This is a genomic window from Cellulosimicrobium funkei (assembly GCF_900155925.1).
Classification (GTDB): domain Bacteria; phylum Actinomycetota; class Actinomycetes; order Actinomycetales; family Cellulomonadaceae; genus Cellulosimicrobium; species Cellulosimicrobium funkei.
The window spans coordinates 379662-395832 of the sequence record NZ_FTMI01000004.1; the positions used below are offsets into that span (position 1 = coordinate 379662).

Here is a 16171-nt window from a genome sequence, read left to right on the forward strand (position 1 = left end):
GCGGACGGGTGCGACACGCGTGCCGCACGCCGCGCCTGCGGAGGGTCTGTGTGCTCCTCGCGCGCGGGACGTGACGACGTCGGGGCCGGGCCGTGGGTGAGCGGGCTCACCGGGGTCGGGCGACCGCCGCTCGCCTAGACTCGGGAGCGTGAGCGTCCTCCCCGCCGGCTCGTCCGCGTCCCCGACCGACCGCCCCGTCGTTACCCCTGCCGTCGACGGGACCCGCAAGCGCGTCCTGCTGGCGGCACCGCGCGGCTACTGCGCGGGCGTCGACCGCGCCGTCGTCGCGGTCGAGAAGGCGCTCGAGCACTACGGCGCGCCGGTCTACGTGCGCAAGGAGATCGTGCACAACAAGTTCGTCGTCGAGACTCTCAGCGAGCGCGGCGCGATCTTCGTCGACGAGACCGACGAGGTGCCCGAGGGCGCGCGCGTCGTGTTCTCCGCCCACGGCGTGTCACCCGCCGTGAAGGCGGCCGCGGCCGCGCGCAACCTCGACACGATCGACGCCACGTGCCCGCTCGTGACGAAGGTGCACAAGGAGGCCGTGCGCTTCGCGAAGGACGACTACGACATCCTGCTCATCGGCCACACGGGCCACGAGGAGGTCGAGGGCACCGCGGGGGAGGCCCCCGACCACGTGCAGGTCGTCGACTCGCCCGACCACGTGGACGACGTCGTGGTCCGCGACCCGGACAAGGTCGTGTGGATCTCCCAGACGACGCTCTCCGTCGACGAGACGATGGAGACGGTCCGCAGGCTGCGGGAGAAGTTCCCGACCCTCCAGGACCCGCCGAGCGACGACATCTGCTACGCGACGCAGAACCGCCAGGTCGCGGTGAAGAAGCTCGCTCCCGACGCGGACGTAGTCATCGTCGTCGGCTCGGCGAACTCGTCCAACTCCGTGCGCCTCGTCGAGGTCGCGCTCCAGGCAGGGGCCGGGGCGTCGTACCGCGTCGACCACGCGAAGGAGATCGACCCGGCCTGGCTCGACGGCGCGACGACCGTGGGCGTGACCTCGGGCGCGTCCGTGCCGGAGATCCTCGTGGACGACGTGCTCGCCTACCTCGCGGAGCGCGGGTTCGGCGCGGTCGAGGAGGTCCGCACGGCGACGGAGGACCTCATGTTCTCGCTGCCGCGCGAGCTGCGCGCCGACCTCAAGGGCTCGACGGCCGACGGCGGGCGCCCCACCCGCGGCGGCCGCACCTCGCTCTCCGTCCAGCCCGTCTGACGCCCGCGCCGGAGCCCTCCGCGGCCGTCGGCCCCGGGGGAGCGGTCAGGCGCTCGCCCCGCCGGCCGACGGCTCCCGCCGGGGCTCGTCGCGGTCGTCCGGGCGCTCGTCGATCGCGACCACGGACTCGTTGACGGACGCGAGCAGCTCGGGTGCGCTCACCGCGCTGAGCTGCGGGTTCACCGTCGGGGGCGTCGTCAGCTCGTCGTCGACGACGTGCAGGTCCGCGAACCGGCGCGCGCTGACGAGCACGCGCGTCTCGAGCGAGCCGACCGTCCGGTTGTAGGAGTCCGCGGCGCTCTGGAGCTGGCGCCCGAGCTTCGCCAGGTGCGATCCCATGACCGCGAGCCGCCCGTGGAGCTCCTTGCCGAGCGTGAGGACCTGCTGCGCGTTCGCGGCCAGGGCGTCCTGCCGCCACGCGTACGCGATCGTCCGCAGCATCGCGACCATCGTCATGGGCGTCGCGATGACGACGTTCTTCGACACCGCGTGCTCGAGGAGCGACGGGTCCTGCTCGACGGCGGCCGAGAGGAACGACTCCGCCGGGACGAACATGACGACGAACTCCGGTGCCGGGCCGAACTGGTCCCAGTAGCGCTTGGCGCCGAGGTCGTCGACGTGCTTGCGCATGTGGCGGGCGTGGGCGGCCAGCCGGTCCGCGCGCACGGCCGGGTCGGTGGCGCCCTGCGCGTCGAGGTAGCCGAGGAACGCGACCTTCGCGTCGACCACGACCTGCTTGCCGCCCGCGAGCCGCACGACCATGTCCGGGCGCAGCGCGCCGTCGTCGGTCGCGACCTGGTCCTGCTCGACGAAGTCGACGTGGGGGAGCATGCCCGCCGCCTCGACGACGCGGCGGAGCTGGAGCTCGCCCCACGCGCCCCGCACCTGCGACGAGCGCAGGGCCGTCACGAGCTGCGACGTCTCGGCGCGCAGCAGCTCGGACGCGTCGCGCACCCCGCGCACCTGCTCCGTGAGGCTCCCGTGCGCGGCGAGGCGGGCGCGCTCGGCCTCGGCGACCTCCGCGCGGACCTTCTCCAGCGCGCCGGCGAGCGGCTCGACCAGGTGGCGCACCGCCTCCTCGCGGCGCGCGAGCTCGGCCGCCCCCTGCTCCTGGCTGCGCCGCATGCGCTCCTCCGCCTGCACGAGGAACTGCTCCGTGCCCGCGGCGAGCACCTTGCGCGAGAGCGCCTCGAACTGGGCCTCGAGCCGGCGGTGGTCGCCCTGGATCTCCGCGACGCGGCGCTCGGCCGCGGCCCGCAGCTCCGCGAGCTGCTGCTCGTGGGTGGCCCGGGCGAGGTCGAGCCGCTCGTCCGCGCTGCGCTGGGCCGCGCCGAGCTGGCGCGCGAAGCCCTCGCGCTCCGCCTCGAGCCGTTCGGCGAGGCCCGCGCCGCGCGCCGCGTCCTGCTGGGCCTGGCCCAGGAGCTGGGTGAGACGGCGGATCTCCGCGCCCGCGGCGTCGGGCGAGGCGCGCCGCACCGCGAGCACGAGCGCGGCGCCGGCCACCAGCCCCAGCACGAGTCCGACGGCGAAGAGCAACCATCCCGAGGAGTCCATGGCCGCACCCTCCCACGGGGCACCGACAGCACCGTCGGTCGGCGCGCGGGGCGGGCGTCGTCGCGCAGGTCGTGACAAAAGGCACCGCCCCGCGGCCGAGGGCTCGGCTACCTTGGCGCCATGGTCGATCCCCACCCCGCCCCACCTGTCGCGCCCGCCGGCGCGCCCGTCCCCGGCAGCGTGCCGGGCGTCGCGCCCGACCCCCGGCCCACGGCTCCGCCAGGACAGCCCGCGCCCCCGGACCCCACCGCCGCGCTGTCCCTGCGCGCCCTGTGGAAGCGCTTCGGGGAGAAGATCGCGGTCGCCGGCATCGACCTCGACGTGCCGGCAGGCTCGTTCTACGGGCTCGTGGGCCCCAACGGCGCCGGCAAGACGACGACGCTCTCCATGGCGACGGGCCTCCTGCGGCCCGACGCCGGCTCCGCGCACGTCCACGGGACGGACCTGTGGGCCGACCCGGTCGCGGGCAAGCGCCAGCTCGGCGTCCTGCCCGACGGCGTCCGGCTCTTCGACCGCCTCACCGGCGCCCAGCTCGTGACCTACGCAGGCCTGCTGCGCGGCATGGACCGCGACACGGTGGCGGAGCGCACCACGGAGCTGCTCGCGGCCCTCGACCTCGCGAAGGACGCCAACACGTTCGTCGTCGACTACTCCGCAGGCATGACGAAGAAGATCGCGCTCGCGACCGCGCTCATCCACGCGCCGCGCACGCTCGTGCTCGACGAGCCGTTCGAGGCCGTCGACCCGGTCTCCGCGGCCAACATCCGCGACATCCTCGCCGGCTACGTCGCCAGCGGCGGGACGGTCGTGGTGTCGTCGCACGTCATGGACCTCGTCCAGCGCATGTGCGACCACGTGGCGGTGGTCGCGGGCGGGCACGTCCTCGCGGCCGGCACCGTGGACGCGGTGCGCGGCGACCAGAGCCTCGAGGACCGGTTCGTCGAGCTCGTGGGCGGTCGGCAGAGCGCGGAGGGCCTCGCGTGGTTGCGCAGTTCGTAAGGCTCAAGCTCACGCTCATGGGGAACGCGTTCCGCCGGAGCGTGTGGCAGACGATCGGCTTCGTCGTGGGTGTCCTCTACGGGCTGTTCGTCGTCGGGATGCTCGTCGTCGGGATGGTCTTCCTCGGCACCGAGGACGCCGCGCTCGCGGGCTCGATCACGATCCTCGCCGGGGCCCTCGCCGTCCTCGGGTGGTGGGTGATCCCGCTCTTCGCGTTCGGCGTGGACGCGACCCTCGACCCGCAGCGCTTCGTGCTGTTCGGCATCCCGCAGCGTCGGCTGCTCGCCGGCCTCGCCGTCGCGGGCGTCGTCTCGATCCCGGGCATCGTCACGGCCCTGGCGGCGCTCGGCGCGTCGTTCGCGTGGTGGCGCACGCCCCTCGCGGTCCTCGCCGCGCTCGTGGGAGCCGTGGTCGCGGTCGCGCTGTGCGTCGTCGGCTCGCGCGCGACGACGACCGCGCTGGCGCCCCTGCTCGAGTCGCGGCGCTACCGCGAGGTCGTGACGATCGCCGCGTTCGTGCCGCTCGTCCTCATCGGGCCCGCGTTCGCGTGGCTGGGGTCCCAGCTGGGCGGGGGCCCGGTCGACGGCGACGCGGTGCGCGGCATGGTGACGCGCCTCGCCGACGTCGCGGCCTGGACGCCGTTCGGCGCGCCGTGGGGGCTCGGCGCCGCGGTGCACGACGGCGCGTGGGGCCTCGCGCTCGCGCGGCTCGTCGTCGCGCTGGCGACCCTCGCGGTCGCGTGGGTCGTGTGGGACAAGGCGCTCGCGCGCGCCCTCGTCACGCCGCCCACCTCCGGCGGGGGCGGCCGCGCCAAGGGCCTCGGCTTCTTCTCGCGCTTCCCGGCGACGCCCACGGGCGCCGTCGCCGCGCGCACCGCAACCTACTGGCTGCGCGACCCGCGCTACTCCGGGTCGATCGCGGTCGTGCCGCTCATCCCCGTCGTGCTGCTCGTCGTCGGCGGCGGCACCGGCTCGGAGATCTTCCTCGCGCTCGCGCCCTTCACGGCGTGGATCCTCGGCTTCTCCATCTCGGCGGACATCGCCTACGACCACACCGCGTTCGCGCTCCACGTGTCGTCGGGCGTCCCGGGGCGGGCGGACCGCTGGGGCCGGGCGCTCCCGGTGCTCGTCGCCGGCGGGGCCGTGACCCTCCTCTTCGCGCTGGTCTCCGTCGCGGTGGCCGGGCGCTGGGACGCGCTGCCCGCGCTGCTCGGTCTCACCGCGGGCACGCTGCTCACCTCGACGGGCATCTCGAGCGCGACGTCGGCGCGCCTGCTCTACCCGGTGCCCAAGCCGGGCGACAGCCCGTTCAAGCAGCCGCAGGGCGCCGCGATGGCCACCCTCGCCGCCCAGACGGTCGCGATGCTCCTCGTCCTGGCGCTGTCGCTCCCGTTCCTCGTCCCGGGCGTCATCGCGATCGTCGCCGACCTGCCCGTGCTCGGGTGGGTCACCCTCGCGGTGGGCGTGGTCGTGGGTGCCGTCGTGCTCGTGCTCGGCGTGCGGTGGGGTGCCCGCACGTACGACCGCCGGGCGCCCGAGCTGCTCCAGCGCGTGCTGTCGTACGCCTGACGCGGGGGCCGGGACCGCGCGCCGCGGTCCCGGCCCGTAGACTCGGCCGACGTGGCACTCACTATCGGCATCGTCGGCCTGCCCAACGTCGGCAAGTCCACCCTCTTCAACGCCCTGACGCGCAACCAGGTCCTCGCCGCGAACTACCCGTTCGCGACGATCGACCCGAACGTCGGCGTCGTGTCCCTCCCGGACCCGCGCCTCGACAAGCTCGCCGAGATCTTCGGCAGCCAGCGCGTCCTGCCCGCCACGGTGTCGTTCGTCGACATCGCGGGCATCGTCAAGGGCGCGAGCGAGGGGGAGGGGCTCGGCAACAAGTTCCTCGCGAACATCCGCGAGGCCGACGCCATCTGCCAGGTGACGCGCGCGTTCTCCGACCCGGACGTCGTCCGCGTTGAGGGCTCGACGGACGCCGAGGGCGACATCGAGACGATCAGCACCGAGCTGATCCTCGCCGACCTCCAGACGCTCGAGAAGACGGTCCCGCGCCTCGAGAAGGAGGTCCGGATCAAGAAGGGCGACGCCGCCCTCCTCGACGCGGCCCAGAAGGCCCAGGCGGTCCTCGAGGCCGGCACGACCCTCTTCCAGGGCGCGGCCCCCGCGGGCCTCGACCTCGCGGACGTCGCGAGCCTGCAGCTCCTCACGGCGAAGCCGTTCATCTACGTCTTCAACACCGACGACGCGGGCCTCGCCGACGAGGACCTCCAGGCGCGCCTGCGCGCGCTCGTCGCGCCCGCCCAGGCGATCTTCCTCGACGCCAAGTTCGAGTCCGAGCTCGTCGAGCTCGAGCCCGACGAGGCGAAGGAGATGCTCGCGGAGTCGGGCCAGACCGAGGCCGGCCTCGACCAGCTCGCGCGCGTCGGCTTCGACACGCTCGGCCTGCAGACGTACCTCACCGCCGGGCCCAAGGAGGCGCGCGCGTGGACCATCCGCAAGGGGTGGACGGCGCCTCAGGCGGCCGGGGTCATCCACACCGACTTCGAGCGCGGCTTCATCAAGGCCGAGGTCGTCTCCTTCGAGGACCTCGTCGAGACCGGCTCCGTCGCCTCGGCGCGCGCGGCGGGCAAGGCGCGCGTGGAGGGCAAGGACTACGTCATGGCCGACGGCGACGTGGTGGAGTTCCGCTTCAACGTCTGAGACGCAGGTCACAGGCCTGGGCGCCCGCCGCATCGTGAGACGCGGCGGGCGTCCGTGCGTCCGGGGCCGGAGGTTTCGCGCGTGTTTCCCGGCCGTCGCGGCCCGGAAACGCGCCCGTACCGGCCAGTATCAACTCGGTAACGATCACCTGCCGCAACCGGGCAAGGGGGAGATCCTTCGCAACTTGCTGGGTAGCGTGGGCCCAAACCGTGGTGGGCATGCCCGTCCACGCGCGCCGGCCGCAGGGCGAGCGTGCGACGGACGGGGCGGCCGAGGGGCGATCGACGTCCGCTCGTCCGCGCCCACCATCCCTTGGAGGAGGAACATTGAAGATCAGGCGCACGAGTGCCGCCCTCGCCGTGACGGTCACGGGGGCACTGCTCTTCTCGGCGTGCAGCGGCACGTCGGGTGAGGGCGAGACCGACGGCGGCGACGACGCGGGCATCAACACCGCGACCGCCGTCACGGTCGCGTGGGAGGCTCCGCTCAACGAGCTCAACCTGAGCTCCCAGAACGGCAACGCGACGCAGAACGCCGTCATCAACTACATGCTCAACTCGGGCTTCAGCTACTACGACGCCGACCTGAACATCGTCAAGGACGAGTCGTTCGGCACGTACGAGAAGCTCTCGGACGACCCGCTGACGGTGAAGTACACGTTCGGCGACGACACCAAGTGGTCGGACGGCACGCCGGTCGACGCGACGGAGATCCTGCTGGACTGGGCCGGTCAGTCCGGCAAGTTCAACACGGTCGAGGCCCAGACGGACGAAGAGGGCAACGTCACGAACCAGGCCGAGGTGGACGCCGGTGTCTACTTCGACGGCTCGGACCCGGGCGTCGCGCTCATCTCGCAGAACCCCGAGATCTCGGACGACAACAAGTCGATCACCGTCGTGTACGACAAGCCGTTCGGTGACTGGGAGCTCAGCTGGACGAACGAGTTCGTCCCGGCGCACGTCGTGGGCCAGAAGGCGCTCGAGATCGAGGACCCGGAGGAGGCCAAGGCCGCCGTCCGCGACGCGATCCTCAACAACGACACCGCGGCGCTGGCGAAGATCTCGAAGTTCTGGAACGAGGGCTTCGAGTTCACCTCGCTCCCCGAGGACCCGTCGCTCTACGTCTCCAACGGCGCCTACACGCTGGAGGAGTACAAGGAGAACCAGTACCTCACGCTCAAGGCGAACCCGGACTTCAAGGGCAAGAACAAGGGCTCGGTCGAGACCATCACGGTCCGGTACATCGACGACCCGATGGCCCAGGTCCAGGCGCTCGAGAACGGTGAGGTCGACCTGATCGGCCCGCAGGCCTCCGCGGACGTCCGCACGGCGCTCGAGGGCCTCGACGGCGTCGAGACCCACTCGGGCATCGAGGGTACGTACGAGCACGTCGACCTGGTCTTCCAGAACGGTGGTCCGTTCGACCCGAACACCTACGGTGGCGACACCGAGAAGGCCAAGGCCGTGCGCCAGGCGTTCCTGCTGACGATCCCGCGCCAGACGATCGTCGACAACCTCATCAAGCCGCTGAACCCGGACGCCGAGGTGCGCAACTCGAACATCCTGCTCCCGGGCTCGCCGAACTACGACCAGATGGTCGCCGAGAACGGCTCGGACTTCTACCCGCCGGCCGGTGACATCGAGAAGGCGAAGCAGCTGCTCGCGGACGCCGGGGTCGCCACCCCGGTCCGGGTGCGCTTCGCGTACAACAACGAGAACACGCGTCGCGTGAACGAGCTCGCGCTTATCACCGACACCGCGGCGCAGGCCGGCTTCGAGATCGTCGACACGGGCCGCCCGGCCGCCGAGTGGGGCACGCTCCTCGCCACCGGCCAGGACCAGTACGACGCGTCGCTCTTCGGCTGGCAGTCGACCTCGACCGCGGTCACCGAGTCGGACGCCAACTTCCGCTGGGCGCCGAACCCGGGCGTCAACAACTACGGCAAGTACAACAACGCCGCCGTGGACGCCGCGCTCGACAAGCTCCAGGTCTCGACCGACCCGGAGGAGCAGTTCCAGCTCCAGCTCGAGGTCGAGAAGAACCTCTGGGCTGACGGCTTCGGCGTGACGATCTTCCAGTTCCCCGCCATCCAGGGCTGGGACGAGAACCTGAAGGGCGTCGAGTCGATCACGATCAGCCCGACGATCTTCCACGGGTTCTGGAACTGGACGTTCGAGGGCTGAGTGCCCTGAGTCCCCTGACGGGCCCTGCCGCCGCCCCGGCGGCGGCGGGGCGCGTCCGGGTGTGAGACCGGGGGTCCCGGCGGTCTGTCCGCCGGGGCCCCCGGTCCTCGCGTGCACCCGCCCCGACGCCCAGACCCGCGGCGTCCCGGGCCCTCGGTTCACGACCACGCGAGACCCGCGCGTAGAATCGACCGGCCCCTGACCCGGGGTCCCTACCGACCAGCGAGGTAAGACCTCCGATGTTCTCCTTCATCTCGCGGCGTGTGCTGGCAGGGTTGGCGACCCTCCTCGTGTCCACGTTCGCGATGTACCTGCTCGTCGACGCCGCGATCCGGCCGTACATCTTCGCGGATCTCGAGTCGAGCACGAAGCCCAACAAGGCCCAGCTGATCGCCCAGCGCACCGCCGACCTCGATCTCGACACCCCGTCGGTGATCCGCTACTTCAAGTGGCTCGGCGACTTCGTCACCGGTGACCTCGGCACGGCCTGGCAGAGTGGCCAGTCCGTCTCGACCCTGCTCCAGGGCGCGGTCATCTCGACGATCCAGCTCGTCGCCGCCGCGACCGTCCTCGCCGTGATCTTCGGCGTCATGGTCGGCATCGTCAGCGCGCTGCGGCAGTACAGCACCTTCGACTACCTGACGATCTTCGTCTCGTTCGTGCTCTACTCCCTCCCGGCCTTCTGGGTCGCCGTCCTGCTCAAGCAGTGGGGCGCGATCGGCTTCAACGACTTCCTCCGCGACCCGAACCTCTCGATCCTCGTGATCGTGGGCATCGGCGCGATCTCCGGCCTGCTGTGGTCCCTCGCCTTCGGCGGGACCGCGCGGCGGCGGCTCACGGTCTTCGGCCTGGGCTTCGCGGCGAGCGCGCTCGCGCTGCTCTACCTGCAGCTCTCGGGCTGGTGGGAGAAGCCGAACCTGGGCCCGGTCATCATCGTCGTCACGGGCGCCGCGCTGGCCTTCGCCATCACCGCGCTCGTCTCGGGCCTGAAGAACCGCCGCGCCCTGTACGCGTCGCTCACCACGGTCCTGATCGGGGTCGTCGTCTACTTCCCGATCCAGTCGGTCCTCAAGCAGGTCGACAACTGGTGGATCGTGCTGGTGCTCGGCGTGGTCACCGTCGGCGTCGGTATCGGGGTCGGGTACGCGTGGGGCGGTCCCGACAAGGGCGTGTCCGCGCGTGCCGCCGCCATCACCGCGTTCCTCGTCGGGTCCATGGTCTTCGTCGACAAGGTGATGTCGGTCTGGCCCGCGTACTTCGGCGCACCGGCGATCAACGGCCGGCCCATCCCGACGATCGGCAACAGCACGCCGAACCTCGGCGGCAACTTCTGGGTGCAGGTCCTCGACCAGTACACCCACCTGCTGCTCCCGACGATCGCGCTCGTGCTCATCCAGTTCGCCGGGTACACCCGCTACTCGCGCGCCAGCATGCTCGAGGTGATGAGCCAGGACTACATCCGCACGGCGCGGGCGAAGGGTCTGCCGGAACGGACCGTCGTCATGCGCCACGGGTTCCGCAACACGCTGATCCCGCTCGCGACGATCGTCCCGATCGACGTCATCACGCTCCTGGGCGGCGCGATCATCACCGAGAAGGTCTTCGCCCGGCCAGGTATGGGCCTGCTCTTCCTCAACGCGCTGCAACGCGGCGAGATCGACCCCGTCATGGCGTACCTCGTCATCGTCGCGGCCCTCGCCATCATCGCCAACATCGTGGCTGACCTCATCTACGCAGCCCTCGACCCGCGGATCCGGGTGAACGCATGACCAACACACCGAACGACGCGTCGCAGAGCGGCGCGGTCGAGAACCAGATCGAGCTGCGCGAGGTCGAGGGCCTGTCCCAGGGTCAGATCGTCCGGCGGCGCTTCTTCCACCACAAGGGCGCCGTGGTCGCGCTCGTCGTGCTCATCGGCATCGTCGCGCTCGCGATCACCTCGATCGGCATCGGCGGCTGGCAGGGCTGGTACGCCTACAAGCCGTCCGGGCAGGGGTCCACGTACCCCCTGGTCAACGGCGGTGCACCGTCCGAGGCGCACATCTTCGGCCAGGACGAGGCGGGTCGCGACGTGTTCGCGCGCGTCATGCAAGGCACGCAGACGTCGCTCCTCGTGGTGCTCTCCGTCGGCGTCATCGCGACGATCGCGGGCGTCCTCGTCGGGGCGCTCTCCGGGTACTACCGCGGTCGTACCGACTCGTGGCTCATGCGGTTCACGGACCTCATCATCACGATGCCGGTCATCGTCATCGGTGCGGTGCTGGCCCTGCTCTCGGGCGGCAGCAACGCGCTCATCCTCGGGGGGTTCCTCGGGCTCGTGCTGTGGCCGCCGCTCGCGCGCCTCGTGCGCGGCGAGTTCCTCTCGCTGCGCGAGCGCGAGTTCGTCGACGCCGCCCGGGTCGCGGGCGCGAGCGACGCGCGGATCATCTTCAAGCACATGCTGCCGAACGCGGTCGGCGTGATCATCGTCAACGTCACGCTGCTCATGAGCTCGGCGATCCTGCTGGAGACCGCGCTGAGCTACCTCGGCGTCGGCATCCAGGCGCCGGCGACCTCGCTCGGCAAGCTCATCAGCGACTACCAGGAGGCGTTCGCGACGCGTCCGTGGCTGTTCTGGTGGCCGGGTCTGTTCATCGTCGCCATCGCGCTGTGCGTCAACTTCATCGGTGACGGCCTGCGCGACGCGTTCGACCCCCGTCAGAAGCGCATCCCCTCCGAGCGCAAGATGGCCCGTGCGAAGCGCGTCGCCCGCCCGACGGCCGCCACGGCGCCGAGCGCGACCGGCGAGGCCGGGGCCAGCTGATGACCGCCGTCGTCGCCGCCCGCCCGGGAGGTCGTGGACCTCTCGGGCGGCGCGGCGCGCCGCGGTCAGACGGTGAGCGCCACGACCGTCCCCACCGCGAGCGCGCCCAGCACGGCGAGCTGCACGACGTGCCAGGTCGAGCGGGCGCCGGGGGCGCCCTGGACCGCCCGGTCGAGGTGGCCGGCCGCCGCGAGCATCGCGTGGCGCTGCGTCACGGCGTCGGCCACGGCCTCGGCGCTCGCGCCGGCGACCACCTGCTCCTGGCCGACGGCGCGCCGTCGCGAGCTGCGCAGCCAGCGGGCCGTGCCGCTCGAGCGGGGCGCGGACCACGCGGTCACGCGTCCGCCGGCGTAGCGCACCTCGAGCGAGTAGCGGGTGTCGACGCCCTCGTACGCCGTCCACGGCACGTGCACGGTGCGCGTGACGTTGCGGACCTCGACCCCGCCGTCGGACACCTCGACGGCGGGACGCCAGAACAGCATCCAGACGAGGTACGTCACGAGCGCGGCGGGGAGCAGAGCCCCCAGGACCGCGACGACGTCCCCCGTCACGGCCGTGACCACGACCAGGGCGACGGCGACGGCGCCCGTCGCCAGCGTGAGGACTCGGCCGTACGTCGAACGGAAGACCAGCGTGGGACCCATGCGCCCATGCTCGCAGAGTCGCGGCGCCACGAGCGCCGGCTCCAGCAGGAAGGACACTGATCAGCGTGGCCATCGAGACGTCTCCCGCGGCCCCGGCCGCGCGCCAGGGCAGCCCCGTGCTGACCGTGCGCAACCTCGGCGTGGACTTCTACGTCGACAAGGCCTGGTACCCCGCGGCCGCGGACGTGAGCTACGACCTCCACTCCGGTGAGGTCCTCGCGATCGTCGGCGAGTCCGGCTCGGGCAAGTCCCAGTCCTCGCTCGCGCTGCTGGGCCTGCTCCCGCCGAACGGCCGCGCCAGCGGCTCGGCCAAGCTCGGCGACCGCGAGCTCATCGGCATGTCGCACGGCTCGCTGCGGCACGTCCGCGGCAAGGAGATCTCCATGATCTTCCAGGAGCCGATGACGGCGCTGAACCCCGTCTACACCGTGGGCTTCCAGATCGTCGAGACCATCCGGACGCACTTCAACGTCGGCCCCGCCGACGCGAAGAAGCGCGCGATCGAGCTCCTGCGGCTCGTCGAGATCCCCGAGCCCGAGCGCCGGTTCGACGCGTACCCGCACCAGCTCTCCGGCGGTCAGCGCCAGCGCGCGATGATCGCGCAGGCGCTCGCGTGCGACCCGAAGCTCCTCGTCGCGGACGAGCCGACCACGGCGCTCGACGTCACGGTCCAGGCGGAGATCCTCAAGCTCCTGCGCGACCTGCGCTACCGCGTCGACGCGGCGATCATCCTCATCACGCACGACATGGGCGTGGTCGCCGACATGGCGGACTCGATCATGGTCATGAAGGACGGCCAGGTCGTCGAGCGCGGCACGTCGGCCGAGATCTTCGGCAACCCGCAGCACCCGTACACGGTGCGTCTCCTCGAGGCCGTGCCGCACCTCGGCTCCAAGCGCGGCACGACGACCGCCACGGACCGCGTTCCCGGTGGCGCCCCGGCCCCGGAGCGGCCGCTCGTGCTCGACGCGCAGGACATGGTCATCGAGTACCCGGGCCGCGGCCGGCAGGCGGCGTTCCGGGCGGTCGACGAGGTCTCGCTCCAGATCCACCAGGGCGAGGTCGTCGGCCTGGTCGGCGAGTCCGGCTCCGGCAAGACGACGATCGGCCGCGCGGCCGTCGGGCTGCTGCCCGTCACGGGCGGCTCGCTGAAGATCGTCGGGACGGACATGGTGGGTGCCCGGCCCAAGGACCTCAAGCCGCTGCGCACCGAGGTCGGCATCGTCTTCCAGGACCCGGGGTCGTCGCTCAACCCGCGCCTGCCCATCGGCGAGTCGATCGGCGAGCCGCTCATGCTGCACAAGGGCGTCAAGGGCAAGGAGCTCAGCCGCGAGGTCGAGCGCCTGCTCGACCAGGTCGAGCTTCCCCGGGCGATGCGCAACCGCTACCCGCACGAGCTCTCCGGCGGTCAGCGCCAGCGCGTCGGCATCGCGCGGGCGCTCTCGCTGGAGCCGAAGCTGCTCGTCGCGGACGAGCCGACGTCGGCCCTCGACGTGTCGGTCCAGGCGAAGGTCCTCGACCTCTTCACCGACCTGCAGCGCGAGCACGGGTTCGCGTGCCTGTTCATCTCGCACGACCTCGCGGTCGTGGAGCTCCTGTCCGACCGCATCGCCGTGATGCACAAGGGCAAGCTCGTCGAGGTGGGCGACACGTCGCAGATCGTGCACGAGCCGAAGCACGCGTACACGCAGCGCCTGCTCGCCGCCGTCCCCGTCCCGGACCCGGCCGCGCAGCGCGAGCGCCGCGCCGCGCGCGACGCCCTCCTCGAGGCCGCCGCTCGCGACATCGCGAACGACGAGGTGTCCTCGCTGGCGGACGAGGAGCGCGCGCTCGCCGCGGCGCGCGAGGACGTGGACCATGAGCGCAGCGCCCCGCCCACCGCGGGCGCCGGCTTCTGACCGCACGCTTCACGGCTCGCTGAGCCCTCACGACGCCCCGGGGGCGGCCGCGCACGCGGGCGCCCCCGGGGCGTTCCTGCTGGCAGGACGCGCTTTCCTGCTGCCATGACGGGCGTTCTTGCTGCCGGGCGGGCGTTCCGGTTGCCGGGGCCCGCGCGTCCGACAAGCCTTGAGGCCATGAACGCCCCGCACCACGAGACGCCCCGCGAGCCAGCACGTGACGAGGAGGCCGCGCCAGCGCCCGACGGGGGAGGGGCCGACGCGCCCCGCGACGAGGGCGCCGTGAGGACCGACGCCGCGACGGCCGACGCCGTGGCGACAGACGCCGTCGGGCCGGACACCGGCTCCGCGCCGGTCGTGTCCTCGCACGATCCAGACGCCCCCCGGACGGGTCGGCCGGACCCGCGCGTCTTCTACCCGGCGGCGGGGATCATCCTGGTCTTCGTCCTGCTCACGGTGCTCTTCACGGACACCGTCACGGCGGTGCTGGACACGCTCCAGACCGACGTCATCGGCGCCTTCGGCTGGTACTACGTGATCGTCGTCGCGGGCTTCGTCGTCTTCTCGCTGTGGATGGGCCTGAGCCGGTTCGGCGACATCGTGCTCGGCAAGGACGAGGAGACGCCGCTCTTCCGGCTGCCCGTGTGGTTCGCGATGCTGTTCGCCACCGGGATGGGCATCGGCCTCGTCTACTGGGGCGTCGCCGAGCCGCTCTCGCACTACGTGAGCCCCAAGCCCGGTGTCGAGGGGAGCGACGCGTCGCTCGCCCAGGCCGCGATGGGGCAGAGCTACCTGCACTGGGGCATCCATGCGTGGGCGATCTACGTCGTCGCGGGCCTCGCGCTCGCGTACGCGATCCACCGCAAGGGCCGCCCCGTCTCGATCCGCTGGGCGCTCGAGCCGTTGTTCGGCGAGCGCGTGAAGGGACGCCTCGGCGACGTCATCGACATCGTCGCGATCATCGGCACCGTCTTCGGGGTCGCGACGTCGCTCGGGTTCGGCGTGCTCCAGATCTCCGCCGGGCTCGGCTACCTCGACGTGGTCGAGCCGAGCACCGCGCTGCAGATCGGGCTCATCGTGGCGATCTCGGCGCTCGCGACGCTCTCGGTCGTGTCCGGTCTGGGCAAGGGCATCAAGTGGCTGTCGAACGGCAACATGATCCTGGCCGGTGTGGTCCTGGCGCTCGTGCTGGTCCTCGGCCCGACGCTGTTCCTCCTGCGCGAGTGGGTCCAGTCGCTCGGCTACTACCTGCAGAACGTCGTGCGCCTCACGTTCGACACCACCGCCTTCCAGGGCCAGGCCGGCCTCGAGTGGCAGTCGCAGTGGACGATCTTCTACTGGGGCTGGTGGATCTCCTGGGCCCCCTTCGTCGGGGTGTTCATCGCCCGGATCTCGCGCGGTCGCACGGTCCGCGAGTTCGTCCTCGGCACCCTGCTCGTCCCGACGATCGTCACGACGCTCTGGTTCTCCGTGTTCGGCGGGTCGGCGCTGTACCGCGAGCTCATGGAGCCCGGGAGCATGCTCGTGGACGGCGAGGTCGACACAGACACCGCGCTCTTCCAGCTGTTCGACGGCCTGCCGCTCGGGAACGTCCTCGCCGTGGTGGGGATCGTGCTCATCGTCATCTTCTTCGTGACGTCGTCCGACTCGGGCTCGCTCGTCGTCGACATGCTCGCGAGCGGGGGCAACCCGAACCCGCCCACCTGGAGCCGCATCTTCTGGGCGGGCACCTCCGGCCTGCTGGCCATCGCGCTCCTGCTCGCGGGCGGTCTCCAGGCGCTGCAGACGGCGGCGATCCTCATCGCGCTGCCGTTCTCCGTGGTGATGATCGGGATGGCCGTCTCCACGGTGCGTGCGCTCCGGGTCGAGCACGCCGCGATCCTGCGCGCCGAGCGGCGCGCCGCGCGCGCCGCGCTCACGGAGCACGTGACGACGCGCGTCTCGGAGTCGATCTCCGAGCAGTGGGAGGAGCTCTACCCCGACCGCCCGGACCGATGGCGCGCGCTCGTCCGTCGGCCGCGGCGCAAGACACCCTCCGGAGGAGGCACCACCTGAGGAGGCCCTTCCGAACGGTGCACGACGGCGGGCATGGTGTCCCGAGCGCGGACCCGGTAGGATAGCCGGGCCCGGGTGACGGCCCGTGCTCCGTGATGCTGC

11 protein-coding genes are annotated in these 16171 nt (G+C 72.0%); 9 read left to right on the plus strand and 2 right to left on the minus strand.

The features are described 5' to 3' along the window. Window positions 1-235 precede the first annotated feature (235 nt). Complete coding sequence (locus BXA05_RS12720) at window positions 236-1228, plus strand: 4-hydroxy-3-methylbut-2-enyl diphosphate reductase (protein ID WP_034651469.1); 993 nt, start codon at window positions 236-238, stop codon at window positions 1226-1228. Window positions 1229-1273: 45 nt separating this feature from the next. On the opposite strand, the gene BXA05_RS12725 is transcribed toward BXA05_RS12720, so the two are convergent. Further along, complete coding sequence (locus BXA05_RS12725; protein WP_083711863.1) at window positions 1274-2782, minus strand: DNA recombination protein RmuC; 1509 nt, start codon at window positions 2780-2782, stop codon at window positions 1274-1276. 120 nt (window positions 2783-2902) lie between these two features. On the opposite strand from BXA05_RS12725, the gene BXA05_RS12730 reads away from it, so the two are divergent. From BXA05_RS12730 to BXA05_RS12755, 6 genes are all read left to right on the plus strand, one after another. Beyond that, the gene (locus tag BXA05_RS12730) at window positions 2903-3781 is read left to right on the plus strand and encodes an ABC transporter ATP-binding protein (protein WP_083711864.1); all 879 of its coding nucleotides are present in this window, start codon (window positions 2903-2905) and stop codon (window positions 3779-3781) included. Further along, complete coding sequence (locus BXA05_RS12735) at window positions 3763-5349, plus strand: hypothetical protein (RefSeq protein WP_076405220.1); 1587 nt, start codon at window positions 3763-3765, stop codon at window positions 5347-5349. The genes BXA05_RS12730 and BXA05_RS12735 overlap by 19 nt, the downstream gene beginning before the upstream one ends. Before the next feature lie 51 nt (window positions 5350-5400). Then, window positions 5401-6486, plus strand: a complete 1086-nt coding sequence (gene ychF / locus BXA05_RS12740; RefSeq protein ID WP_076405221.1) for a redox-regulated ATPase YchF — start codon at window positions 5401-5403, stop codon at window positions 6484-6486. Between the two features lie 326 nt (window positions 6487-6812). After that, window positions 6813-8669, plus strand: coding sequence for an ABC transporter family substrate-binding protein (locus tag BXA05_RS12745; RefSeq protein ID WP_076405222.1), 1857 nt, complete (start codon window positions 6813-6815; stop codon window positions 8667-8669). Between the two features lie 239 nt (window positions 8670-8908). Next, the gene (locus tag BXA05_RS12750) at window positions 8909-10438 is read left to right on the plus strand and encodes an ABC transporter permease (protein WP_076405223.1); all 1530 of its coding nucleotides are present in this window, start codon (window positions 8909-8911) and stop codon (window positions 10436-10438) included. Further along, window positions 10435-11472: an ABC transporter permease gene (locus BXA05_RS12755; protein ID WP_061267630.1), complete on the plus strand. Its 1038-nt coding sequence runs from the start codon at window positions 10435-10437 to the stop codon at window positions 11470-11472. The genes BXA05_RS12750 and BXA05_RS12755 overlap by 4 nt, the downstream gene beginning before the upstream one ends. A 65-nt stretch (window positions 11473-11537) precedes the next feature. Here BXA05_RS12755 and BXA05_RS12760 read toward each other — a convergent pair whose 3' ends face one another. Next, a complete protein-coding gene (locus BXA05_RS12760; protein ID WP_076405224.1) occupies window positions 11538-12116 on the minus strand; it encodes a PH domain-containing protein in 579 nt (192 codons plus the stop codon). A gap of 59 nt (window positions 12117-12175) precedes the next feature. Between BXA05_RS12760 and BXA05_RS12765 the strand changes: the two genes are divergently transcribed. Both BXA05_RS12765 and BXA05_RS12770 read left to right on the plus strand, forming a co-directional pair. Next, window positions 12176-14014: an ABC transporter ATP-binding protein gene (locus BXA05_RS12765; protein ID WP_459255204.1), complete on the plus strand. Its 1839-nt coding sequence runs from the start codon at window positions 12176-12178 to the stop codon at window positions 14012-14014. A gap of 282 nt (window positions 14015-14296) precedes the next feature. Continuing rightward, complete coding sequence (locus tag BXA05_RS12770; RefSeq protein ID WP_425291923.1) at window positions 14297-16069, plus strand: BCCT family transporter; 1773 nt, start codon at window positions 14297-14299, stop codon at window positions 16067-16069. The last annotated feature ends 102 nt before the right edge of the window (window positions 16070-16171 follow it).

Excerpts from the sequence above, each read along its gene's own strand:
- BXA05_RS12750 (WP_076405223.1), top strand. The coding sequence starts at position 8,909 with ATGTTCTCCTTCATCTCGCGGCGTGTGCTGGCAGGGTTGGCGACCCTC.
- BXA05_RS12725 (WP_083711863.1), bottom strand. The coding sequence starts at position 2,782 with ATGGACTCCTCGGGATGGTTGCTCTTCGCCGTCGGACTCGTGCTGGGG.
- BXA05_RS12755 (WP_061267630.1), top strand. The coding sequence starts at position 10,435 with ATGACCAACACACCGAACGACGCGTCGCAGAGCGGCGCGGTCGAGAAC.
- BXA05_RS12730 (WP_083711864.1), top strand. The coding sequence starts at position 2,903 with ATGGTCGATCCCCACCCCGCCCCACCTGTCGCGCCCGCCGGCGCGCCC.
- BXA05_RS12760 (WP_076405224.1), bottom strand. The coding sequence starts at position 12,116 with ATGGGTCCCACGCTGGTCTTCCGTTCGACGTACGGCCGAGTCCTCACG.